This window comes from Brevundimonas goettingensis (assembly GCF_017487405.1).
Classification (GTDB): Bacteria; Pseudomonadota; Alphaproteobacteria; order Caulobacterales; family Caulobacteraceae; genus Brevundimonas; species Brevundimonas goettingensis.
In genome coordinates this window covers 2,246,401-2,269,674 of record NZ_CP062222.1, presented here as the reverse complement: position 1 = coordinate 2,269,674, position 23,274 = coordinate 2,246,401, and the positions used below count along the sequence as shown (strand labels likewise).

18 protein-coding genes are annotated in these 23,274 nt (G+C 67.9%); 13 read left to right on the top strand and 5 right to left on the bottom strand.

The genetic code is table 11. The features are described from left to right. Window positions 1-9: 9 nt before the first annotated feature. Window positions 10-3,438, top strand: a complete 3,429-nt coding sequence (locus IFJ75_RS11245; protein WP_207868216.1) for an autotransporter outer membrane beta-barrel domain-containing protein — start codon at window positions 10-12, stop codon at window positions 3,436-3,438. 72 nt (window positions 3,439-3,510) lie between these two features. Here IFJ75_RS11245 and IFJ75_RS11240 read toward each other — a convergent pair whose 3' ends face one another. Continuing rightward, a complete protein-coding gene (locus tag IFJ75_RS11240) occupies window positions 3,511-6,453 on the bottom strand; it encodes a TonB-dependent receptor domain-containing protein (protein ID WP_207868214.1) in 2,943 nt (980 codons plus the stop codon). Window positions 6,454-6,762: 309 nt separating this feature from the next. On the opposite strand from IFJ75_RS11240, the gene trhA reads away from it, so the two are divergent. Next, window positions 6,763-7,428: a PAQR family membrane homeostasis protein TrhA gene (trhA, locus tag IFJ75_RS11235; RefSeq protein ID WP_207868212.1), complete on the top strand. Its 666-nt coding sequence runs from the start codon at window positions 6,763-6,765 to the stop codon at window positions 7,426-7,428. Between the two features lie 19 nt (window positions 7,429-7,447). On the opposite strand, the gene IFJ75_RS11230 is transcribed toward trhA, so the two are convergent. The 3 genes from IFJ75_RS11230 to ligK form a co-directional block, all read right to left on the bottom strand. Continuing rightward, the gene (locus IFJ75_RS11230) at window positions 7,448-8,338 is read right to left on the bottom strand and encodes an amidohydrolase family protein (protein WP_207868209.1); all 891 of its coding nucleotides are present in this window, start codon (window positions 8,336-8,338) and stop codon (window positions 7,448-7,450) included. Next, the gene (locus IFJ75_RS11225; RefSeq protein WP_207868207.1) at window positions 8,335-9,363 is read right to left on the bottom strand and encodes a 4-oxalomesaconate tautomerase; all 1,029 of its coding nucleotides are present in this window, start codon (window positions 9,361-9,363) and stop codon (window positions 8,335-8,337) included. The genes IFJ75_RS11230 and IFJ75_RS11225 overlap by 4 nt, the downstream gene beginning before the upstream one ends. 76 nt (window positions 9,364-9,439) lie before the next feature. Then, window positions 9,440-10,114 (bottom strand): 4-carboxy-4-hydroxy-2-oxoadipate aldolase/oxaloacetate decarboxylase, encoded by a 675-nt coding sequence (gene ligK, locus IFJ75_RS11220; protein ID WP_207868205.1) that lies wholly within the window; start codon window positions 10,112-10,114, stop codon window positions 9,440-9,442. 101 nt (window positions 10,115-10,215) lie between these two features. Here ligK and IFJ75_RS11215 point away from each other — a divergent pair, with 101 nt between their 5' ends. From IFJ75_RS11215 to IFJ75_RS11190, 6 genes are all read left to right on the top strand, one after another. After that, window positions 10,216-11,382 (top strand): LysR family transcriptional regulator, encoded by a 1,167-nt coding sequence (locus IFJ75_RS11215; RefSeq protein ID WP_225896789.1) that lies wholly within the window; start codon window positions 10,216-10,218, stop codon window positions 11,380-11,382. Window positions 11,383-11,453: 71 nt separating this feature from the next. Then, on the top strand, window positions 11,454-12,341 hold the full coding sequence (locus tag IFJ75_RS11210; protein ID WP_207868201.1) for an NAD(P)-dependent oxidoreductase: 888 nt from the start codon (window positions 11,454-11,456) through the stop codon (window positions 12,339-12,341). After that, window positions 12,338-13,363: an amidohydrolase family protein gene (locus tag IFJ75_RS11205; protein WP_207868199.1), complete on the top strand. Its 1,026-nt coding sequence runs from the start codon at window positions 12,338-12,340 to the stop codon at window positions 13,361-13,363. The genes IFJ75_RS11210 and IFJ75_RS11205 overlap by 4 nt, the downstream gene beginning before the upstream one ends. Then, the gene (gene ligA, locus IFJ75_RS11200; RefSeq protein WP_207868197.1) at window positions 13,360-13,776 is read left to right on the top strand and encodes a protocatechuate 4,5-dioxygenase subunit alpha; all 417 of its coding nucleotides are present in this window, start codon (window positions 13,360-13,362) and stop codon (window positions 13,774-13,776) included. The genes IFJ75_RS11205 and ligA overlap by 4 nt, the downstream gene beginning before the upstream one ends. Beyond that, window positions 13,776-14,618 carry a class III extradiol dioxygenase subunit beta gene (locus tag IFJ75_RS11195; RefSeq protein WP_207868195.1) on the top strand — a complete coding sequence of 281 codons (843 nt, stop codon included), beginning with the start codon at window positions 13,776-13,778 and terminating at the stop codon, window positions 14,616-14,618. Before ligA ends, IFJ75_RS11195 begins: the two co-directional genes overlap by 1 nt. A gap of 17 nt (window positions 14,619-14,635) precedes the next feature. Continuing rightward, window positions 14,636-15,577 carry a Gfo/Idh/MocA family oxidoreductase gene (locus tag IFJ75_RS11190; protein ID WP_207868193.1) on the top strand — a complete coding sequence of 314 codons (942 nt, stop codon included), beginning with the start codon at window positions 14,636-14,638 and terminating at the stop codon, window positions 15,575-15,577. A gap of 11 nt (window positions 15,578-15,588) precedes the next feature. Here IFJ75_RS11190 and IFJ75_RS11185 read toward each other — a convergent pair whose 3' ends face one another. Then, entirely contained in the window at window positions 15,589-17,451 is a 1,863-nt protein-coding gene (locus IFJ75_RS11185; protein ID WP_207868192.1) for a bifunctional sugar phosphate isomerase/epimerase/4-hydroxyphenylpyruvate dioxygenase family protein, read from the bottom strand. Between the two features lie 119 nt (window positions 17,452-17,570). On the opposite strand from IFJ75_RS11185, the gene IFJ75_RS11180 reads away from it, so the two are divergent. The 5 genes from IFJ75_RS11180 to IFJ75_RS11165 all read left to right on the top strand — a co-directional run bounded on the left by IFJ75_RS11180 (window position 17,571) and on the right by IFJ75_RS11165 (window position 23,266). Next, complete coding sequence (locus IFJ75_RS11180; RefSeq protein ID WP_207868190.1) at window positions 17,571-18,467, top strand: LysR family transcriptional regulator; 897 nt, start codon at window positions 17,571-17,573, stop codon at window positions 18,465-18,467. A gap of 36 nt (window positions 18,468-18,503) precedes the next feature. Beyond that, on the top strand, window positions 18,504-19,511 hold the full coding sequence (locus IFJ75_RS19740) for a TonB-dependent receptor (RefSeq protein ID WP_225896788.1): 1,008 nt from the start codon (window positions 18,504-18,506) through the stop codon (window positions 19,509-19,511). An 85-nt stretch (window positions 19,512-19,596) separates the two neighbouring features. Continuing rightward, complete coding sequence (locus IFJ75_RS11175; RefSeq protein ID WP_318781104.1) at window positions 19,597-21,096, top strand: TonB-dependent receptor; 1,500 nt, start codon at window positions 19,597-19,599, stop codon at window positions 21,094-21,096. A 75-nt stretch (window positions 21,097-21,171) separates the two neighbouring features. Continuing rightward, window positions 21,172-22,428: an MFS transporter gene (locus tag IFJ75_RS11170; RefSeq protein ID WP_207868186.1), complete on the top strand. Its 1,257-nt coding sequence runs from the start codon at window positions 21,172-21,174 to the stop codon at window positions 22,426-22,428. Next, window positions 22,415-23,266: a shikimate dehydrogenase gene (locus tag IFJ75_RS11165; protein WP_207868184.1), complete on the top strand. Its 852-nt coding sequence runs from the start codon at window positions 22,415-22,417 to the stop codon at window positions 23,264-23,266. Before IFJ75_RS11170 ends, IFJ75_RS11165 begins: the two co-directional genes overlap by 14 nt. Window positions 23,267-23,274: the final 8 nt, after the last annotated feature.

Below are 23,274 nucleotides of genomic sequence, written 5' to 3'. Positions count from 1 at the left end.
CTCCAGACCATGCTTTCCAGACTCGCCACGGCGGTGGCGCTCGCGCCTCTGGTGCTGGCCTCCACCGCCCAGGCCCAGGTCACCATCTCCGGCGACCGCACGGCCGCCGTCCAGACCTCGACGGTGGACAGCGGCTCGGCCGCCGACCTGACCATCGCCGACGGCGGCTCCATCGCGGTCACCAGCGGCGCGGCCCTGATCGGCGATAGTAACAACTCCATCACCCTGGCGGACGGTTCGGCCATCACCCTGTCGGAGGCCGACAGCGACGTCACCGGCATCCTGCTGCGCGGCGGCTACACCGGCTTCCTGACCGTGGGCGGGGCCATCACCATCACCGAGGACTACACCGCCGAGGACGAGGACGAGGACGGCGACGTCGACGGGCCGTTCGCCGAGGGCAGCGGCCGCTACGGCATCCGCGTCACCAACGAGGGGACCCGCACGGGCGACATCACCCTGGAGGACGCGGGCTCCATTACCGTCTACGGCAACCAGTCCTACGGCCTGTCGCTGGAGAGCGATCTGGTCGGCGACATCGGCCTGTACGGGGCCATCGCCGTGGTCGGGGACGACAGCTACGGCGTCCGGCTTCAGGGCGCGGTCTCCGGCGACGTCCTTCTGCCCATGGGCTCGATCTCGGTCAGCGGGGCCAATGCCGTCGGCCTCTCGGTCGAGGGCGCGGTCAGCGGCCTGCTGGACATCCAGTCCAGCATCACCAGCACCGGCTATCGCTACACCTCCAGCCCGACCTCCCTGACCGAGCTGGACGCGGACGTGGCTGCGGCCATCAAGCTGTCCGCCGACACCCTCTATCTCGAGGACCTCGACGCCGACGACCTGCTGCAGGGCGGGCCGGCGGTCCAGGTCAAGGCCGACGTCGCCGGCGGCATCCTGCTGGGCACGGCGCCGACCTATGCCGATCCCGACGGCGAGGACGGGGACGACGACGGCGACGGCGTCACCAACGGCGATGAGGACGACGACGGCGACGGGACGATCAACTCGGCAGACGACGACCGCGACGGCGACGGCATCCTTGACGCCAGCGAGAGCACGGCGTCGATCGCCAGCTACGGCGGCGCGCTCGCCTTGCTGATCGGCTCGTCCACGGCGGACGTCACCATCGGCGCGGTCGGGACCGGCGACGACGCCTGGGGCCTGATCAACCAGGGCACGGTGGCCGCCTATGGCGTCTATGACGACGTGGTCACGACGGCGCTCCAGGTCGGCGGCCTGGGCGGAGGGACGACCCTGATCACGGGCGGCATCCTCAACGAGTCGACCATCGTCGGCTCCTCGGTCGGCGCCGACGCCGTCGCCGTCCGCCTCGCCGCCGGGGCGGACGTCGCCACCCTGATCAACAACGGCACTATCACCGGCTCGGCGACCACCGAGGACACGGACGTCGCCACGGCCATCCAGATCGACCAGGACGCCATCCTCACCTCCCTGGTCAACAACGGCCAGATCCTGGGCGTCATCTACGGCGAGGCCGGCGACGCCGTGGCCATCCGCGACCTGTCCGGGACCCTTACCAGCCTCACCAACACCGGGACCATCTACGGCAACATCGTCTCGACCGACTCGGTCAGCGACACCGACGACGATGACGAGGACGCCGACAACGAGGTCGAGACCGGGCACGAGATCGCCATCGACCTGTCGGCCAACACCACGGGCGTGACCATCACCCAGACCGGCGCCCTGACCGACAACCGCTTCACCGACAGCGACGGGGACGGGGTCTACGACAACGTCGACACCGATGACGACGGCGACGGCATCCCGGACGATCAGGACACCGACGACAACGATGACGACAACGACGGGGTCTATGACACCGATGAGCCCTACATCTACGGGGCCATCCTGCTGGGCTCGGGCGCCGACACCGTCGACATCCAGAACGGCGCGGTCGTGGGCGACATCAGCTTCGGCGACGGGGCGGATGCGTTCCTGATGAGCGGCGGCTCCACCTATGTCGGGGCCCTGTCGGACTCCGACGGCCTGCTGGACATCGCCATCGCCGACGCCACCCTGGACGCGCGACAGACCACGGCCCTGAACGTCACCTCCCTGACCGTCGGGGCGGGGGGCGAGCTGGTCGCCAACATCGACCCCCTGACCCATACGGCGGGCGGCTTCAACGTCTCGGGCGCGGCCAGCTTCGCCGACGCCTCGATCATCAGCCTCCACCTGACCTCCCTGATCGACGACCCGGAGCGGTTCACCCTGGTGACCGCCGGCAGCCTGACCTGGGGCGACGTCACCGGCAGCAACCTGACCGGCAGCACCCCCTATATGGTCGTCGCGGACTTCAAGGCGGACACGGCGGCGGGCCAGGTCTATGTCGACGTCCGCCGCCGGACCACGACCGAGATGGCCCTGTCGACCAATGAGACGGCCGCCTACGACGCCTTCTACTCGGCCCTCAGCGGCGCCACCGACGTCATGGACGCCTTCCTGGCGACCACCGACCGCGCCGACTTCATGAACCTGTACGAGCAGACCCTGCCGGACCATTCGGGCGGGACCCTGATGTCGCTGGCCAGCGGGGTGGACGCCGTCACCCAGGCCCTCGCCAACCGCAACACCTCCGCCGAGGTCGGCTCGACCAGCGGCTGGATGCAGGAGATCAACTTCTACGCCGACAAGGACAAGACCGAGAGCTACGGCTACCGGACCGAGGGCTTCGCGGTGGCGGGCGGGCTGGAGAAGGTCTCCAAGGTCGGGGCGCTCGGCGTCTCGCTCGCCATGACCTCGTCGGACATCGAGGACCCCGAGTCCGAGGCCGAGGAGGTGCTGTCCGCCAGCCTGATCGAACTGGGCGCCTACTGGCGGGCCCAGGGTCACGGCTGGACCGGCTGGGCCCGGGCGGCGGCGGGCTATGCGACCTTCAGGTCCACGCGGACCCTGGTCGGCGACGACGTCTACCTGTCCAACACCGCCGACTGGAACGGCTATACCCTCTCGGCGGCGGCGGGCGTCGCCTGGGAGCACCGCTTCGGCCGGCTGAGCCTGAGGCCCGAGCTGTATGCCGAGACCTTCAGCCTGACCGAGGGCTCGCGCACCGAGAGCGGCGGCGGCGACGCCTTCGACCTGATCGTCGACGGGCGTGAGGGCTCGATCTCCAGCGCCACGGCGGCGGTGCGGATCGGCTACGGCTTCGGCCAGGACGGCTTCATCCGGCCCGAGCTCAAGCTGGGCTGGAAGCAGATCCTCGCCTCCGACGGCGGAGAGACCATCGCCCGCTACGCCTCGGGCGGCTCGGAGTTCAGCCTGATCAGCGACCTGGTCGAGGGCGGCGGTCCGATCGCCGGCCTCGGCCTGACGGTGGCCAATGAGCTCGGCTCCTTCCGCATCTCGGGCGACGCCCAGCTGCTGGAGGACTATGTCCGCTACAGCCTGTTGCTCCAGGCCACCTTCCGCTTCTGAGCCTCGGCCTTCAGGCATGAAAGAGGCCGCCGCCCGGTCCGGGCGGCGGCCTCTCGTTCGTTCGGGGATGACCTAGAAGTTGGCGGTCAGGCTCACGAACATGTAGCGCCCCAGGGCGTCGTAGAGCTGGGGATAGGTGTTGCCGTTCGAGCCGACCGTGGTCATCGGCGGGTCGGTGTCGAGGACGTTGTTGACGCCCACCCGGGCCGTGACGTTGTCACGCATGTCCCAGGACGCGGCCAGGTCGAAGTAGTTCATGGCCTCCAGCGTCGAGTCCAGGCGGCCGTCGACCGAGCCGGTGAGGCTCGAGCCGTAGTCGACCGCACTGTAGAAGCGCCAGGTGCCCGAGATCTCGACCGGCCACGGCGTCGACCAGGTCACCCGGGCGCGGTGACGCCATTCGGGGTTCGGCGTGCCGCACTGGTCGGAGCCGAAGTAGCCCACGCAGTCATAGACCGAGCTGGCCGTCTGGGTGCCGGTGTCGGTCTCCAGGGTGCTCAGCCAGGTGCCGACGAAGGCCATCGAGACCTTGCCCCAGGAGGCCAGGCCGACGTCGCCCAGGTCGAAGCCGTAGTTGGCGTTGACGTCGATGCCCGAGGTCTTCAGCCCGCCGATGTTGAGGCTGAGGTTCTCGACATAGCCGTCGCCCAGCCACAGGGAGCCGGTGTCGGCGTCGCGGTGGATGCGCGAACAGGCCGCCGCGTCGTTGTCGTCGTAGCAGAGGGTCATGGTGTTGGCCGCGCCCACGGTCGAGATCAGGCCGTCGACCTTGATGTCGAAGTAGTCCAGCGAGACGTTGAAGCCCGGGATGAAGGCCGGGGTCCAGACGAGACCCAGGGTCAGGGTGTCGGCCGTCTCCGTGTCCAGATCGGTGTTGCCGCCGGTGATCTGGTTGTACTGCTCGGCGGTGTTGTCGAGCAGGCTGGAGCCGTAGTCCGAGGCGTCCATGCCGGTGGCCACGCACTGGGCCAGGGTCGCGGTCTGGGAGGCGCCGCAGGGGTCGGCCGACAGTTCGAACAGGCCGAGGCCCTGAGCGGAGTAGAGCTCCAGCACGTTCGGGGCGCGGACGGCGCGCGAGAAGCTGGTCCGGAAGCGCAGGTCCGAGATCGGGGCATAGTCCGCGCCGACCGTATAGGTGTCGGTCGACAGGGCCTTGTACTCCGAGTGACGGAAGGCGCCGTTCAGCGAGGCCGAGTAGACGCCCGGCAGGTTGTCCACCAGCGGGATCTGGATCTCGCCGAAGGTGTCGAGCACGTCCACCGAGCCGCTGAGGCCGATGGTCGGGCCGCCTTGGCCGGCGCCGTCGCCCGAGGCGAAGGCCGCGTCGGTCGTGGTGCTGAGTGCGTCGCGGCGGTACTCCAGGCCGAAAGCCAGCTTCACGCCATCGGCGGCCCAGGGCGTCTGGACGCCGTACTTCGTCAGGTCGCCGGTGACGGCGGCGGTGACGACCTGCTGGGTGGTCTCGCCGGTCTGGATCAGCGGGATCTGCAGATAGTCGAGCGCCGCCTGGGTCACGCCGCCTTCGGAGAAGACGTCGTAGGGCACGCAGTTCGGGTCGGAGCCGTCGACGACCGAGCGGCAGGTCGCCACGCCGTTGACGCTGACCACGTCCAGGGCGCGGTTCAGGCGGGTGACCGAGAAGTCGTTCTCATAGATGCGCGACAGGCGGACCTTGGAGAACTGGGCGCTCAGGTCATAGGTCCAGCCGTCGGTGATCAGGCCGCGAACCCCGCCGACCGCGCGATAGCTCTCATAGGTCAGGGAGTCCTGGCGTCCGCCGCCCTCGACGTTGCGGCGGCCGATGTAGAGCGGCACCGTGTCGCCCGAGGCGATCGCCGCCGCCGAACAGCCGATGGTCGAGGCCTGCTGCGCCGACAGCAGCGGGTTGTCGCAGTTGATGGTCGAGGTGTTGAAGAAGTCGCCCGAGGGGGCGATCTGGGCCACCGACGAGTAGTCGTTGAACATCAGCTGGCCATAGGCCTCGGCGTGCTCATTGACCTCATAGTGCCCCATGGCGCCCAGCGACCAGCGCTCGTCCGGACGCTGGTAGTAGTTCAGCGGACCGTAGTTGTAGGCGTTCACGCTCGAGCTGTAGGGCACGAAGGTCTGGTTGGCGCCGATGGTGTAGCTGCCCGTCGAGGAGATGAAATAGCCCGGATAGGAGGTGCCGGAGCCGCCGCAGCTGTAGGTGTCCGGCGTGGCGGAGGAGGGCGAGGCGATCGTACAGGCCGAGTAGTCGCGGTTGGCCTGCAGCACCTCGTTGTTGTTCCGGTAGCTGGCGTAGGCGGTCAGGTTGCCTTTGCCGTCCGGAGCGGAGACGCCCATGGTCAGGGTGACCTCGCGGCTCTCGCCGTCGGAGACGTTGTCGTCAGGCAGGACGAACTGCGAGGGGTTGGTCGCGGCGCGGGCGGCGATGGCCTGGCGGATGTTGCCGACGCCGTTATAGTCGTTGTTGTGCTGGTAGAAGCCGTACTTGGTGTCGATCTGGATGCCCTCGAAGTCCTTCTTCATGATGAAGTTGACCACGCCGGCGACAGCGTCGGAGCCGTAGACGGCCGAGGCGCCGCCGGTCAGGACCTCGACGCGCTGCACCAGGGAGCCCGGGATCTGGTTCAGGTCGGCGGCGACGTCCAGCGGCGAGCCGTAGCCCATGCGCCGGCCGTCGATCAGGACCAGGGTGCGCGAGGCGCCCAGGTTGCGCAGCGACACCGTCGCCGTGCCCGAGGCGCCGTTCGACACGGTCGAGTTCTGCGAGGCGAAGGCCTGGGGCAGCTGGGTGATCAGGTCCTCGACCCGGGTCACGCCGGTGACGGCGATGTCCTCGGACGTGACCTGGGTCACCGGGCTGGTGGTGGTCAGGTTGGCCTGCGGGATGCGCGAGCCGGTGACCACCACCTCCTCGACCTCATCGGTCTGCGGATCGGCGGATTGGGCGAGGGCGGGAAAGGCGGTCAGCGCCGCCCCCACCATGAAGGTGCTCGCCAGAAGGCGGGCGTGGATTGAAGTGTTTCGCATCGGTAACGTCCCCTGTAGTTCCTGAAACAAGGGCAAGTTTGTGTAATCTAGATTTCGGTAATGTAATAGAACAGCAGTTAGATAACATTACGGAAAACAAAGACGTTTCATTGCTTGCCAAATATATGGCTAGCTTTGGACTTTTCTAAATTCGAATACATAATTGCTGTCAGGTTCTGTATCCGGACTGTCTGTCGCGAATAGGTCACGCTGTGGCGTGGGCGCGCTGACGCTTTCCGTGCAGGAAGGCATCGATTGATCCGCGAAGACCCGGATAGGCCCGGCCTCAGATCGTGCTAGACTGCGGTCATGACCCAGACGCCGTTCCCGCCGAGGCATTATCCGACGTCACGCGCCAAATGCGCGGACCTGATCGTGCATATCTCCGGCCTGGCCTTCGCCCTGTTCGGGGGCGGGGTGCTGCTGGGGCTGTCGGTGGCGCGGGGCGATCTGGGGCTGGTGGTGGCGGTCAGCGTCTATGCCCTGGGCATGCTGGCCATGCTGGGCTTCTCGACCGCCTACAATTTCGCCAAGCCGCAGTGGCGGCCGCTGCTGCGCCGGCTGGATCATGCGGGCATCTTCCTGATGATCGCCGGCTCCTACACCCCGTTCACCACCCACAACCTGACCGGCGCCTGGGCCTGGGCCATGACGGGCGCCGTCTGGGGCCTCGCCACCCTGGGGGCGCTGGGCAAGCTGTTCCTGCCGGGCGTGGGCAAGAAGCTGTGGGTCGCCATCTATGTCGCCCTGAGCTGGCTGGTGGTCATCGCCTTCAAGCCCATGGTCGCCCACGGCTCATGGATCGCCCTGCTGCTGCTGGCCATCGGCGGCGCCCTCTACATGTCCGGCGCGGTCTTCTATGTGCGCAAGAAGCTGGGCTGGTTCCGCGCCGTCTGGCACGGCCATGTGGTCGCCGCCGCCAGCGTGCACTGGGCCGCTGTCCTGGTCGGAGTGGTGTTGGCCACCAACCACTAGCCCGGGCCAAGGCCTCGGGTCAGGTCTGTTCGGCCCAGTAGAGCCGCATCGGATTGTCGACCAGCAGCTTGCGCTGAAGCTCGGGCGTCACGGCGATGCGCGGGATGACGTCGACCAGATGGCCGTCGTCGGGGACATTGTCCTGCATGTTCGGATGCGGCCAGTCGGTGCCCCAAAGGACCCGGTCGGAATAGCGTTCGACGAGCGGGCGCACCACCTCGACGAAGTCGTCCCACGGGTCGCCCTGGGCCGAGAGCCGGTCGGGGCAGGTGACCTTGGTCCAGATGTCGTCGCGGCTGTCCATCAGGGCCTTGAAGGCGGTGATCTCCGCCCCGTCCGGGCCCTGCGACATCGAGGGGCGGCCCATATGGTCGATGACGATGGGCGTCGGGATGGTGGCGAGGAAAGGCAGCATCTCTTCCAGGATGTCGGCCTCGAAGTAGATGACCACATGCCAGCCCAGGGCCTGGATGCGGTGGGCGACCTCGAGGAACCGGTCCTTGGGGGCGTCGTCGACGAGGCGTTTGAGGAAGTTGAAGCGGACGCCGCGGATGCCGCCGTCGTGCAGGGCCTTGAGCTCCGCGTCGCTGATGGCCGGATCGACCACGGCGACGCCACGTGCCTTGCCGTTCGACTTCGCGATGGCGTTCAGGGTGGCGGCGTTGTCCGTGCCGTGACAGCTGGCCTGGACGATGACGTTGCGGCTGAAGCCGAGGTGGTCGCGCAGGGCGAACAGCATCTCCGGGCCGGCGTCCCCGGGCAGGTATTTGGCCTTGGCGCTGAACGGGAAGTCGGCCATCGGGCCGAAGACGTGGCAGTGGGCGTCGACCGCGCCGGGCGGGGGCGTATAGCGCGGCTTCGACGGCGCCGGATGCCAGCTGACGATGCGCGCGACGGTATCGGTGGTCATGCGAAGACGGTCCCATCCATCAGCTTGCGGGCGGTGCGGAGCATGGCGGCGCTGACGACGGCGCCGTTGTCGTCCAGCTCCATGACACAGGTGGTCTCGCCTGTCGGGTGTTCGACCGACAGGGTCTTGCGGCGGCCGTCGGGCACGACGGCGACCTCGGCGGCGGGCGAGCCCTCCAGCAGGCAGGCGGTGGCCAGGCTGACGGCGGCCAGAACCCCGACCGAGGCATGGGCGCGGTGGGGAATGAAGCTGCGGACGGTAATCGCGCCGCCGTCGCGGGGCGGGGCGACCAGCAGCATCTTGGGCACCGACTTGTCGGCCACATCGCCCAGATTCATCATCGGTCCGACGATCAGGCGGATGGCTTCGATGCGCGCCTTCAGGATCTTGTCGGCGTCGAGGGCTTCGCGGGTCTCATAGCCTGTCGCGCCGACGTCGGCGGCCTTGAGCACCACACAGGGCATGCCGTTGTCGATCAGGGTCAGGCGGACGCCCTCGACCTCGTCGACTGTGTTGCCGGTCGGGAGGAGGGCGCCGCAGCTGGAGCCGGCCGTGTCGCGGAACTCCAGCGGCACGGGGGCGGCGGTTCCGGGCACGCCGTCGATCCGGGCCTCGCCGGCATAGTCGACCGCGCCGCCGGGCGTGCGGATCGTGGCGACCGCGGTCTGGCCGGTGTTGACCATGAAGATGACGACGCGGGTCTCGTCGCCCGTCGCCGCAACCAGTCCGCGCTCCAGGGCGAAGGGGGCCACGCCGGCGAGGATGTTGCCGCAGTTCTGTTTGTCGGTGACGATGGCCTGATCGACGAAGACTTGCAGGAACAGATAGTCGACGTCGACGCCCGGGCGCTGCGACCGCGACACCACCGCCACCTTGGAGGTCAGGGGATCGGCGCCGCCCATGCCGTCGATCTGGCGCGGATCGGGCGAGCCCATGACGCGCAGCAGGAAGGCGTCGCGTTCGGCGATGTCGGCGGGCAGGTCTTCAGCGAGGAAATAGCCGCCCTTGGACGTGCCCCCGCGCATCCAAATGACATTGGCCGAAGCGTGGGCTGCCGCTCGGGGCGCGGCCCCTCGCTGCTTGAGCCCCGGGTCGTCGGCGCTAGACATACTTGAGGCCCATCTGCTCCAGTCGGCCGCGCATGTCGTAGATGTCGAGGCCCAGTTCGCCGGCGGCGAGGCGGGCGCGCTTGGCCTCTTCCAGCGCTTCGCGGGTCCGGGCCTTCTCCAGCACCGCTTCGGCCTGCGCGCGGTGCACGACGCAGACGCCGTCGTCGTCGGCGATGACCACGTCGCCGGGATGGATCAGGGCGCCGGCGCAGACGATCGGCACATTGACCGAGCCGAGGGTGGCCTTGACCGTGCCCTGGGCGTGGACGGCCTTCGACCAGACGGGGAAGTTCATCTGGGTCAGGTCGCGGACGTCGCGGACCCCGGCGTCGATGATCAGGCCGCGGCAGCCGCGCGCCTGGGCCGAGGTGGCCAGGAGGTCGCCGAAATAGCCGTCGGTCGAGGGGCTGGTGGGAGCCAGGACCAGGACGTCGCCTTCACGAAGCTGTTCGATGGCGACGTGGATCATCCAGTTGTCGCCGGGCGGGGCCGAGATGGTCACCGCCGATCCGGCGATCCGGGCGCCGGGATAGATGGGGCGCATGTGCGGGGCCAGCAGGCCCGTCCGCCCTTGAGCCTCGTGCACGGTGGCGACGCCGCAGGCGGCGAGGCCGTCGAGGGTCGAAAGGCTCGCGCGTTCAACGGCGGTGACGACGATGCCGGACATGTTGGACCCTCAGCGTGGCGGTTCGACGGTATTGCGAGCGATGCCCGCCGGGCGCCAATGGGAAAACTGGCGTCCCTATTAGCCTGTGCTAAGTTTGGGTGGTGAAGCCGTTCGATCTCAATATCCGTCACCTGCGCGCCGTGGCTGCCGTCGTGGACACCGGCAGCATCAGTGCGGCCGCGCGCGTTGTGAACCTGACCCAGCCCGCGATCACGCAAGGCATCGCCAAGCTGGAACGGCAGATCTGCCTGCCCCTGTTCGAGCGGCGGCCCGGGGGAATGGTCCCGACGGCGGCGGCCGAACTTCTGGCGCCGCGCGTCATGGCGGCCATCCGGCTGATGGACAGCCGCCATGCGACGGCGGCCCAGGTCAGCGCCTTCCTGGCCCTGGCGAGGTGCGGAAGCTATGCGGCGGCGGCGGTGGAGACGGGCCTGTCCGAGCCATCCCTGCACCGCGCCGTGGGGGATCTGTCGCTGGCCGTGGGACATATCCTGGTCGAGCGGCGCGGCAAGGGGGTGGCCCTGACGCCGCGCGGGATCGGGGTAGCGCGGCGCTTCCGGCTGGGCGAGGCGGAGCTGCGCTCGGCCCTGTTCGAACTGGCCCTGCTGGAGGGGCGCGAGGTCGGGCGGATCACGGTCGGCGCCATGCCCTTGTCGCGCGCCCGACTGCTGCCCGCCGCCGTCACGGCGTTTCACGCGCTTCACAGCGAGATCAGCGTGGGCATCGTGGAGGGCTCGCACGCCGAACTGGTCGGCCCCCTGCGCGACGGCGAGATCGACCTGATGGTCGGGGCCCTTCGGCCGAAATCCACCGACGACAGCATCATCCAGACGCCCCTGTTCGAGGACCGGCCGGTGATCCTGGCGCGGGCGGGGCATCCGCTGGCGGATCTGGGCGGCCCGATCACGCCGGAAGCCATGACCGCCTATCCCTGGATCACTCCGGCCGAGGGCACGCCGCTGAGGGCCCAGTGGCAGGCGATGTTCGCAGGCGCGGGGGCGGTGGCGCCCTCGGTGCCGATCGAATGCGGCTCGGTCATCATGGTGCGGCAGATGCTGCTTCACAGCGACTTCCTGACCCTGTTGTCGCCCGATCAGGTGGCGGTGGAGCTCGAGGCCGGCTGGCTGGTCAAGGTGGCCGACGCCCCCGGCGACGTCAGCCGGACTATCGGGGTGACCACGCGCGCCGACTGGCGTCCGACCGCGCTGCAGCGGCGCTTTCTGGGCGTGCTCAAGGAACAGGCCGAAATCATCGCCGCCGCGCCATAGTTCGCATTTTCTGATAGGTCGGCGGACAATCCGATTGGCGGGCGGGGGAGGGCTTGCCTAAGCCGGACCGCATGACGGACAGCTCCGACATCATCGCAGTGATCGGCTTCGGCGAGGCGGGCCAGACCTTCGCTTCGGCGGGTGGCTGGGCCCGGCGCGCCCGCGTCTATGACCGGCTGACCGACGCCGCGGCGACGCGTGAGGCCAAGGGGGCCGACTATGCGAGGACGGGCGTCCAGGGCTGCGACACGGCGGCGGAGGCCGTCGCAGGCGCTGCTGCGGTGGTCGCCCTCGTCACCGCCGATCAGGCCCCGGCGGTCGCGGTCGAGGCTGCGCGGTCGATCGCGCCCGGCGCCCTCTATCTGGATCTGAACAGCGTGGCGCCCGAGACCAAGCGGGCGGCGGCGCGGGCCGTCGAGGCGGCGGGCGGCCACTACGTCGATGTGGCGGTGATGTCGCCGGTCCAGCCCGCGGCCCTGGCCTCGCCCCTGCTGCTGAGCGGAGCGAAGGCGGAGGAGGCGGCGACCCTGCTGGCGTCGCTGGGCTTCAGCAAGATTCGCGTGGTGGGTCCGCAGGTCGGGCGCGCCTCCTCGATCAAGATGATCCGCTCGGTCATGATCAAGGGTCTGGAGGCCCTGAGCGCCGAATGCGTGCTGGCCGCCAGCGAGGCGGGTGTGCTGGACGAGGTCGTGGCCTCGCTGGACGCCAGCTGGCCCGGCGCAGACTGGGGCAAACGCGCGGACTACAACCTTGACCGGATGATGGTCCACGGCCTGCGCCGCTCGGCCGAGATGGAGGAGGTGGTGCGCACGCTCGATGACCTCGGCGTCGGTTCGGACATGAGCCGGGGCACGATGGCGCGTCAGGCGGCCGTCGGGGCCCTGGGCCTGAAGGCGCCGCCGCAGGGGCTGATCGCCAAGATCGCCGCCCTGATCCAGAAGAGGGCGAAGGCCGCATGACCCTGATCATCGATTGCCACGGCCATTATACGACGGCGCCCGAGGCCCACACGGCCTGGCGCGAGGCGCAGGTGGCGGCTTTCAAGGCCGGGGAATCTACGCCCGCCTATCCCGAAATCTCCGACGCCGAGATCCGCGAGACCATCGAGCAGAACCAGCTGAAGCTGCTGCGCGAGCGCGGGGCCGACCTGACCATCTTCTCGCCGCGCGCCTCGACCATGGCGCCGCACGTCGGGGACGAGGCGGTCAGTCTGGAATGGGCGCGGCGCTGCAACGACCTGATCGCGCGGGTGGTGGGCCTGTATCCCGAAACCTTCGCCGGGGTCTGTATGCTGCCCCAGTCGCCCAAGGCGGACCTGACCGGCTCGATCGCCGAGCTGGAGCGGTGCGTCAACGAGCTGGGCTTCGTCGGCTGCAACCTGAACCCCGATCCGGGCGGCGGCCATTTCCAGCATCCGCCCCTGACCGACCGCTACTGGTATCCCTTCTTCGAAAAGATGGTCGAGCTGGACGTGCCGGCCATGATCCACGTCTCGGGCAGCTGCAACCACGCCCTGCACGCCACGGGCGCCTATTACATCGCCGCCGACACCGTCGCCTTCATGCAGTTGATCGAGGGCGATCTGTTCCGGGACTTTCCGACGCTGAGGCTGATCATCCCGCATGGCGGCGGGGCCGTGCCCTATCACTGGGGCCGGTATCGCGGTCTGGCCGACATGCTCAAGAAGCCCGAACTGGACGGGCATCTGATGAACAACGTCTTCTTCGACACCTGCGTCTATCACCAGCCGGGGATCGACCTGTTGGCCGAGGTGATCGAGACCAAGAACATCCTTTTCGGCTCGGAAATGGTCGGCGCCGTGCGGGGGATCGATCCGCGCACCGGCCACTACTTCGACGACACCAAACGCTATGTCGACGCGCTCGACATCTCGTCCGAGCGCAAGCACGCGATCTTCGAGGGCAATGCGCGACGGGTGTTTCCGCGTTTGGACGCCATCCTGAAAGGGCAGGGCAGATGAGCGAGCCGTCGAAGCAGGACATCCACGCCTATCTGGAGGAGCTGGAGGACATCCCCGGCACCCGGGTGTTCACCGCCGCCCGCGCCCGCAAGGGCTACTGGCTGAACCAGTTCTGCATGACCCTGATGAAGGCCGACAACCGCGAGCGGTTTCGGGCCGACGAGCGCGCCTATCTCGACGAATGGCCGATGACCGAGGCCCAGAAGCAGGCGGTGCTCAAGCGCGACTACAACGCCGCCCTCGACGAAGGCGGCAATATCTACTTCCTAGCCAAGGTCTTCTTCACCGACGAGATCAGCTTCCTGCAGGCCGTAGGGACCATGACCGGGATGAGCCCGGCCGACTATCAGGCGATGATGCTGGCGGGCGGCCGATCGCCCGTGGGCGTGCGCTCCAAGAAGGATCCCTACTGATGGCCCGGATCACCGCCGGCGTCGCGTCGAGCCACATTCCGGCGCTGGGCGCGAGCATCGATAACGGCAAGACCGCCGAGCCCTATTGGGCGTCCTGTTTCGCCGGCTTCGACTGGACCCGCGCCTGGGAAGCGGCCCAGAAGCCGGACGTGGTGATCCTGGTCTTCAACGACCACGCCTCGGCCTTCGACATGAACATCATCCCGACCTTCGCGATCGGCTGTGGCGAGCGCTACGCCTCGGCCGACGAGGGCTGGGGGCCGCGCCCGGTGCCTGACGTCATCGGTGATCCCGACCTGGCCTGGCATATCGCCCAGTCGTGCATTCTGGACGAGTTCGACATGACCATCGTGAACACGATGGACGTGGATCACGGTCTGACGGTGCCGCTGAGCCTGATGTTCGGACAGCCCGAGGCCTGGCCGTGCAAGGTGGTGCCGCTGGCGGTCAATGTGGTCACCTATCCGCCGCCGACGGGCAACCGCTGCTATGCCTTGGGCGAGGCCATCGCCCGCGCTGTCGCGTCCTATCCCGAGGACCTTAATGTCCAGATCTGGGGCACCGGCGGGATGAGCCACCAGCTGCAGGGGCCGCGCGCCGGCCTGATCAACGCCGAATGGGACCAGCGCTTCCTCGACGACCTTACCGCCGATCCCCAGCGGCTGCGCCATATCCCGCATATCGAATATCTGCGCGAGACCGGATCGGAGGGCATCGAGCTGGTCATGTGGCTGATCATGCGCGGGGCGCTCGGCGCGGGCGTCAAGGAGCTGCACCGCCACTATCACGTGCCCGCGTCGAACACCGCGGTCGGGCATATCGTGCTCGAACCGACAGACTGAGTTTCGGAGACCTCCCCATGAAGATCGCACTCGCCGGCGCCGGCGCCTTCGGTGAAAAGCACCTGGACGGGCTGAAGCTGATCGACGGCGTCGAGGTCGTCAGCCTGGTCAGCCGCAATCTGGAGGCCACCCGGGCCGTCGCCGACAAATACGGCATTCCCCACGCCACCACCGAACTGGCCGACGCCCTAGCCATGCCCGAGGTCGATGCGGTCATCCTGTGCACCCCGACCCAGATGCACGCCGCCCAGGCCATCGCCTGTATGGAGGCCGGCAAGCACGTGCAGGTCGAGATCCCGCTGGCCGACAGTCTGGCCGACGCCGAGGCGGTGCTGGCCAAGCAGCAGGAGACGGGTCTGGTCTGCATGGTCGGCCATACCCGGCGCTTCAATCCGAGCCACCAGTACATCCATAAGAAGGTAATCGACGGGGAACTGGCCATCTCCCAGATGGACGTCCAGACCTATTTCTTCCGGCGCAAGAACATCAACGCCAAGGGCGAGCCGCGTAGCTGGACCGACCACCTGCTGTGGCACCATGCGGCCCATACGGTGGACCTGTTCGCCTACCAGTGCGGGCCCATCGTCAAGGCCAACGCCATCGAGGGGCCGATCCATCCGGAGCTCGGCATCGCCATGGACATGTCGATCCAGCTGAAGAGCGAAAGCGGGGCGATCTGCACTCTGTCGCTGTCGTTCAACAATGACGGGCCGCTGGGGACCTTCTTCCGCTACATCGGCGACAATGGCACCTGGATCGCCCGCTACGACGATCTGGTCACCGGGCGGGAAGAGCCGGTCGATGTGTCGAAGGTCGACGTCTCCATGAACGGCATCGAGCTGCAGGATCGTGAGTTCATCGCCGCCATCCGCGAGGGGCGCGAGCCGAACAGTTCGGTGGCCCAGGTCCTGCCCTGCTACCGGGTGCTGGATCAGCTGGAACGGCAGCTGAAGGCCTGACCGGCGGGCTGTCAGTCCTGCAAGGCGGGGCGGAAGCGGCTCTGGGCCGCCAGCCGGGCGGTGGTGTTGGCGGCCGAATAGCCGTCATAGCCGCGCCGCTGGACGAACTCGAAGAAGACCCCCTTGTCGAGGGCGCGGGTGTAGATCTGGAACACCTCGCCGTCGTCGGCCCGGTCGTAGAGGATATGGCCCGCACGCATCCGCTCCAGCACCTCGGGCGCGATGTCGAACCGGGCGGCCAGGTCGTCGTGATAGTTGGCGGAGATCTCGAGGATCGGGGCGCCGAGCGCCGCCAGCCGTTCGGCGACGGCGAAGATGTCGTCGGTGGCGATGGCGATGTGCTGCACGCCCGCGCCGAAGCTGCGGTGGATGAAGCGCGAGGCGAGGGTCTGGCCCGCATGGGCGCCGATCAGCATGAAGCGCAGGCCGCGATCCGGCGCCTCGACGGCCTGGTTGGCGACCAGACCCAGGGGGTCGACGACCTCGGCCATGCGCGTGCGGTCGATCTGGAACAGGGCGCAGTAGAAGAGCTGCCAGGACAGGAACTCCTCGTGCTGCATCGACTGGGACAGGTGGTCGATGCCGGCGATGTGGGCGTCGAGCGGGTCCGGCTCCGGGGCGTCCTTCGCCTCGAACTCGACCGTCCAGGGCGAGGGACCACGGGCGTCGACCAGATGGATCAGGGCGGCGCCGACGCCGCGGATCGCGGGCATGGGCAGGCGCGGCGGGGCGACGGTGGTCGGGAAGACCTCCATGCCGAGAGCCTCCGCGCGGGCGAGGGCGGCGGCGGGATCGTCGACCGTCACCCCGATGGCGCAGACCGAGGGGCCGTGCAGCAGCCGGTAGCTGGCCGCGAAGCCGGTCTGTTCGCGGTTGATAACGATATGGACCTGACCCAGCCGCCAGTGCTCGACCGCCAGAGTGCGGTGCAGGCCGGCACGAATGAAGCCGAGCGAGGCCAGCATGGCCCGCATCGGTTCGGCCTCGGCCTCGGTCATGGCGAACTCGACGAAGGCGGGGCCGGAGGCGGCGGCTCGGGGCGGAAGAGCGGGGGAGGCGGTCTTCGGCGCGATGGCCTCCTCGACGAGGACCAGCGAGCGTCTGCCGTCACGGGCGATCTGGCGGGCGGACCAGGCGCGGAAGTCGTCGTTGAAGATCTCGAGGCTCAGCGGACCGTCATAGCCGCGCCGCGCCAGGGTCTCGACATAGGCGTTGATCGCGAACTCGCCCTGACCGGGCATGCAGCGGTGGTGACGGCTCCAGGACAGATGATCCATTTGCAGACGCGGCGCATCGGCGACCTGAACGAGGACGATCTTCGCCGGGTCGATGGCCTCCAGACTGTCGATCGGGATGTCGCGCGACAGGGAGTGGAAGGTGTCGAGGATGATGCCGATGGCCGGGTGGTCGACGGCCTGGACGATGTCCCAGACCTGGCGGTGGTCGTTGATGTGGCGGCCCCAGGCCAGGGCCTCATAGCCGACGCGCAGGCCCCGGGCGCCCGCCCGTTCGCCCAATTCGCGGAAGTCGTCGACGATGCGCGCCGGATCGCCGGACGCTTCCGGATGCAGGCTGCTGCAGACCAGCATGTCCCGGGCGCCCAGGGTCTGCATCAGGTCGAATTTGCGCTCGGCCCGGTCGAAGGTCCTGGCGCGAAGGGCGCCGGTCAGACCCTCGAAATCCCGGAACGGCTGCCAGGCGGTGCAGACCAGGCCGAGGTCGCGGATCATCCGGGCGATGGTTTCGGGCGTCTCCGGACTGCCGATCAGATCAGCCTCGAAGATCTCGACCCCGGCGAAACCGGCCTCGGCGATGGCGGTCAGCTTCTCGGTCAGGGAGCCGCTGACGGACACGGTCGCGATGGAATGAAGCATGGGATCCCCGTCGCTCGCCGACGCGCCTGCTTGCGCCTTTCAGCGTTCTTGCGCGGCCCCGGGCCTTCGATCAAAGATCAAGTTTTTCGTATTCAATAACTCTCAGTTATGGGGCTCCGATGCTGAACCTGCGCCAGATCGAGGTGTTTCGGGCGGTGATGACGACCAAATCGGTCAGCGGAGCGGCGCGGATGCTGAACTGCTCCCAGCCCGGGGTCAGCCGGCTGCTCAAACACACGGAATCGCGGCTCGGCTTCGCCCTGTTCGAGCGCGGGGCGGGCGGGATGATCCCGACGCGTGAGGCCGAGCGCATCTTCCGCGAGGTCCAGGCCATCTATGGCGTCATGAACGATCTGGACGGTCTGCTGGAGCGCATCCGCACGGGCGAGAGCCACGAGTTCAAACTGGGCGCCTCGCCTTCGCTGTCGAACCATATGGTGCCGGCGATCCTGCGCAAACTGGTCGACCAGTTCCCGGAGCTGCGCATCCAGTTCGACGTCCTGCCGGTCGACGAGATCTCGGACTATCTGGTGCGCGAGCGGGGCGAATATGCGCTGAGCGTGTTCGACGTCAGCCATCCGAACATCGAGAGCCGGATCATCGGTCGCGGCCGGCTGGTCGCGGCCCTGCCGCCCGGCCATCGCCTCGCGGACCGCACGGTCATCTCGGCCCAGGACCTGGCGGGCGAGCGGATCATCGGCCTGAGGGAATCGTCGCCGCACGGCCAGCTGGCCCGCGATCTGATGGCCGATGTCGAGCCGGGCCTGAACCGCGCCACCACCGTCCGCTTCGCCGAAACGGCCTGCGCCTTCGTGCGCCAGGGGCACGGCATCGCCCTGGTCGACGAATTCACGATTCGAGGATTTCCGTCGGACGAGCTGGTCATCGTCGGTTTCGACCGGGCGTTGACGATGCCGGTCTATCTGCATCGCGGCAAATTCGCACCGCGCTCCAAGATCGGCCGACGCTTCGAAGAGCTGACCGAGGAGTTTGTCGCAAATCATCCAATGGATTAGGCCGCGATCAGCATTCCGGTCTCATAACACTCCGTTATGGCAAGCGCCTTTCTTGGTATTTGCGTTAGCGGCGCGCTTCACAGCCAATACCCCTCAAGAGCCGGTTTGAAAATCGGCCGACAAAAACCGCCACGCGCATTGCGAGTGGCTTTTCCTGAGGGGGAAACCTGGATGCCGAACCACCTGTCGACCAAGTCACGCCTGCTGATGGCGGCCTGCTCTCTGATCATGGTTCCCGGGGCCGCACTGGCCCAGAGCGCCACGCCGCAACCGGCGCAGGAAGAGGCCACCACCGTCGGCGAAATCGTCGTCACGGCCAACAAGCGCAAGGAGTCGCTGCAGGACGTTCCGGCCAGCGTGGCCGTGATCTCGGAAGAGACGCTCGAGAACGCCCAGATCGCCAATCCGCAGGACTTTCCCCAGCTGGCGCCGACGCTGAACTTCCAGGCGGCGGACGAGGCGCGACTGTTCAACTTCTCGATCCGCGGGATCGGCACGGAATCCTTTTCGGTCGGGGTCGAGCCCAGTGTGGCGACGATCATCGATGGCGTGGTCTACACCCGCCCCGGCGCCGCCTTCGACGGCTTGGCCGACATCGAACAGGTCGAGGTTCTGAATGGGCCGCAGGGCACGCTGCAGGGCAAGAACGCCTCGGCCGGCGCGGTCAATATCGTCACTCGCCGCCCCAACCGCGAGCATTTCGAGGGCCGCGCCTCCCTGACCCTGGCCGAGGCCAATGAGCACCGGGGCGAGCTGAGCCTGACGGGACCGATCAACGACACCCTGGCACCGGCTGTACACCTACTACCGCGAGAACGACGGCCAGGTGACCGACATCAAGACCGGCGACACGGTCAACAATGTCGAGAGCTATGGGGTGCGCGGCAAGCTGGAGTGGGAGCCGCGCGCGGGGATCAACTTCCTGCTGGCCGCCGACGCCTCCAAGCGGATCGCCGACTGCTGCGCCGAGCCGCTGCGCGTCGCCGCCGCCTCCGGCAATGTCACCGCCGCCTTCACCGGCACCCCGGTCGGGCCGGACAATGAATACGTCAATCTGAACACGGTGCAGGAGGGTTCTCAGGAGAACCGCGGCGTCTCGCTGGAAGGCAATTTCGACGTCTTCGGCGGCATGACCCTGACCTCCCTGACCGCCTATCGCGAGTTCCGCGACTACGCCATCCGCGACCGCGACGGCACCAACGCCCCCTTCACCGGGGTGACGGCCCAACAGCTTTATAGTGCGACCGTCCCCGGCATCAGCCAGGCTGACGCCATGACCCGACTGTCGGCCCTGTTGCTCAATCCGATCGAACGGGCGTCGCGCAACGGCGTCTTCGGCGAGAGCAACAGCCTGGAACTGAACGACACCTTCTCGCAGGAATTCCGGCTGACCTCGCCGGTCTATGAGCACTACGACTTCATCCTGGGCGCCTTCTACTACGACTCCTTCGTCGAGCGGGACCTGACCATCGCGGGGGTGCGGTCCAATATCGCCGGCAACGTCGTCTTCCCGACCCCGACCACGGTCGTGGTGGCCCGCGACACGGCCTATGTGCTGGCCGACATGATCACCCAGGTGGACACCACCAACCAGGCGGTGTTCGGCAATCTGAACGTCCGGCCCTTCGGCGGCCTGACCCTGACCGGCGGCTTCCGCTATCTGAAGGAAGACCTCGACTGGTACCACCGCAAGGTGACCGGCCCGAACGGCGACCACATCGGCGGCGGCGTCGGCACCAACCCGGCCGGACAGGTCGCGCCGGGCGCCAATGTCGGCACCCCGGCCTTCAACTTCCGCCGCAGCTACAGCGACAGTGAACTGATCGGGAAGCTGTCAGCCCGCTATGAGTTCACCGACGACCTGACCGCCTATGCGTCCTGGGCCAAGGGCTACAAGGGCGAGGCGGTCGACGCCGACATGTATCTGACCCAGGACGGGTTCAACACCTCGCCGGTGGCGCCGGAGACGTCGAAGTCGTGGGAAGTCGGCTTCAAGGGCCGGTTCTTCGATCGCCGGCTGTCGATCAACGTCGACTACTACAACACCCAGTTCGAGGGGTATCAGACCACCTCGGCGGGGGCGGACGGCTCGGGCGCGCCCGTGCTGCGCTCGGCGGGCGAACTGGACACCAGCGGGTTCGAGGGCGACATCACCTTCTACCCGATGCCGGGACTGACGCTGTCGGGGAATTTCCTGTTCGCGGACAACCAGTTCGGCGACCTGTTCGTCAGCGGCGTGAACGTCAAGGGCGGCATGCCCCTGAACGCGCCCGACACCAAATACGGCTTCAGCGGCACCTATAATTTCGACGTCGCCGGCTGGGGCATGATGGTCAACGGCAACTATGCCTGGACGTCCGAAACCCTGTTCACCAACCTGGCCGACGCCAACAATCCGAACTCGGTCTGGCTAAGGCCGTCGTACGGTGTGGCCAACCTCAGCGTCGCGGCCTCTTCGCCCGACGACCGCTACAAGGTCACCGTCTTCGTCAAGAACCTGTTCGACGAGCAATACGTCGCCGGCCTGCGCCGGATCTCGGGTTCGGTCGGCGGCGCGGGGGCGGTGGCCCAGGCCCTGCCGCGTGACTTCCACCGCTATGTCGGCGTCACCCTGACCGCCAACTTCTAGTTCCTTCGACCTTTCGCGGGCAGCGGCGGCGCCGTCGCCCGCGTCTCTCTTTCCAGCGTTCGGATTGGTTGTCTCATGGCGTTTTCACAGGGGTCGTCCTCTCAGGGCTCATCGGATGTCGCTGATGGGTCGAAAGGCTCCGGCCGCTGGACCTTCAAGGCCTTCATCGCGGTGGCCTTGTGCTTCGTCATAAACATGATCGACGGCATGGACATCGTGGCCATGTCCTATGTCGGTCCGGCCCTGAGCCGCGACTGGAGCCTGTCGCCCAGCACCCTGGGTCTGGTGTTCAGCGCGGGCCTGGGTGGGATGGCCATCGGCTGTCTGCTGGTCGCGCCCTTGGCCGACCGGTTTGGGCGCAAGCCCCTGATCATGACCGCCCTGACCCTGATGTCGATCGGCATGGTCGCCTGCGGCTTCGTCACCAATGTCTACGAGCTGATGGCCGCGCGGGTCGTGGTCGGCGCCGGCATCGGCACGGTCCTGACCACCATGGCGGCCCTGACCGCCGAGGTCGCCCCGCGCAAATATCGCAGCCTTGCGGTCGGCATCGTTCAGGGCGGCTATCCGCTGGCGGCCGTGGGGACGGGGCTGGTCGTCGCGGCCCTGTTGCCGACCCACGGCTGGCAGCCGCTGCTGCTCTGGGCCGGGGTGCTGACGGTGGTCATGCTGCCGGCCGCCTGGCTGATCCTGCCCAAAACCTCGCCCGAGGCCCTGCGCGCGCTCAAGGCGACCTCGTTCAAGGCCCTGGTGTCCAAGGGCTTCCTGAAGAACACCCTCTTGCTGTGGATCGCCGTCTTCTCCGGCTTCATGGTGCTCTACTACATCGTCAGCTGGGTGCCGCGTCTGGCCATCCAGGCGGGCCTGTCCGAGACCAACGGCATCTATGCCGGGACCCTGTACAATCTGGGTGCCTTCGTCGGGACGGTGATCATGAGCAGCCTGTCGGTGCGGCAGCCGCTGACCCGGGTGATCCCGACCTTCCTCGTCGGCGCGACCGTGGCCATGCTGGTCTTTGGACTGGTGCCGATGTCGGTGGCCCTGACCCTGTTCACCGCCTTCATGATCGGGGTGCTGCTGCAGGGCGGGTTCAACGGCATCTATCCGCTGGCGGCCTCCGTCTATCCCGAAGGGGTGCGGGCGACCGGCATCGGTTGGGCCTATGGCATCGGCCGGGGCGGGGCGATCATCGGTCCGTGGCTGGGCGGATATCTGATCGCCTCGGGAGCGTCCCTTCCGATCCTGTTCGGGGTCTATGCCGTGCCCATGCTGATCTGCGCCGCCGCCACCCGCCTGACCACGCCCGCGGAGCCGACGCATGTCAAAGGCTGAGGACCGCTTCCTGATCGGCCTCGTCGGCGACGGCATCCAGTTCTCCAGAAGCCCAGACCTGCATCACGCGGAGGCCGCGGCCCAGGGGCTGAAGGCGCACTACCAGCTGATCGATCTGGCCGCGCTGGGGCTGGGGGTCGCGGATCTGGCCGAGGTGCTGGGCTGGGCCGAGCGGCTGGGCTTTTCGGCATTCAACATCACCCATCCCTACAAACAGGCGGTGCTGCCCTTGCTGGCCGAGCTGTCGCCCGAGGCGGCGGTGCTGGGAGCCGTCAATACGGTGGTGGTGCGCGACGGTCGGCGGATCGGCCACAACACCGACTGGGTCGGCTTCGCCCATTCGATGACCGAGGGACTGCCGGACGCCGACCTGAGCCACGTCGCCGTCATCGGGGCGGGCGGGGCCAGCGCGGCCATCTGCTACGCCCTGCTCAGCCTCGGGGCGCGGGAGATCCGCCTCTATGACCCGGCGCGCGAAAGGGCCAAGGCCCTGGCGGCCCATATGGCCATCGCTTGGCCGGGCCGGACGATCGCGGCCCAGCCGAGCGCGGCGGCGGCCTGCGAAGGCGTGACCGGCATCGTCCAGACCAGTCCGATCGGCATGAAGACCTATCCCGGCATGCCCCTGTCGGCCGGCCTGATCCCCGAGGGAATCTGGGCGGCCGACATCATCTATACGCCGGCGGAGACCGAGTTCCTGAAGGCCGCGAGGGCGCGGGGATGCGCCACCCTGACCGGGATCGGCATGGTCGTGGGCCAGGCGGCGAAGTCGTTCGAAGTCTTTACCGGACGCACGGCGGATATCGCCCGAATGCGCGCCACCCTCGCGGACGTCTGACTCGGGGA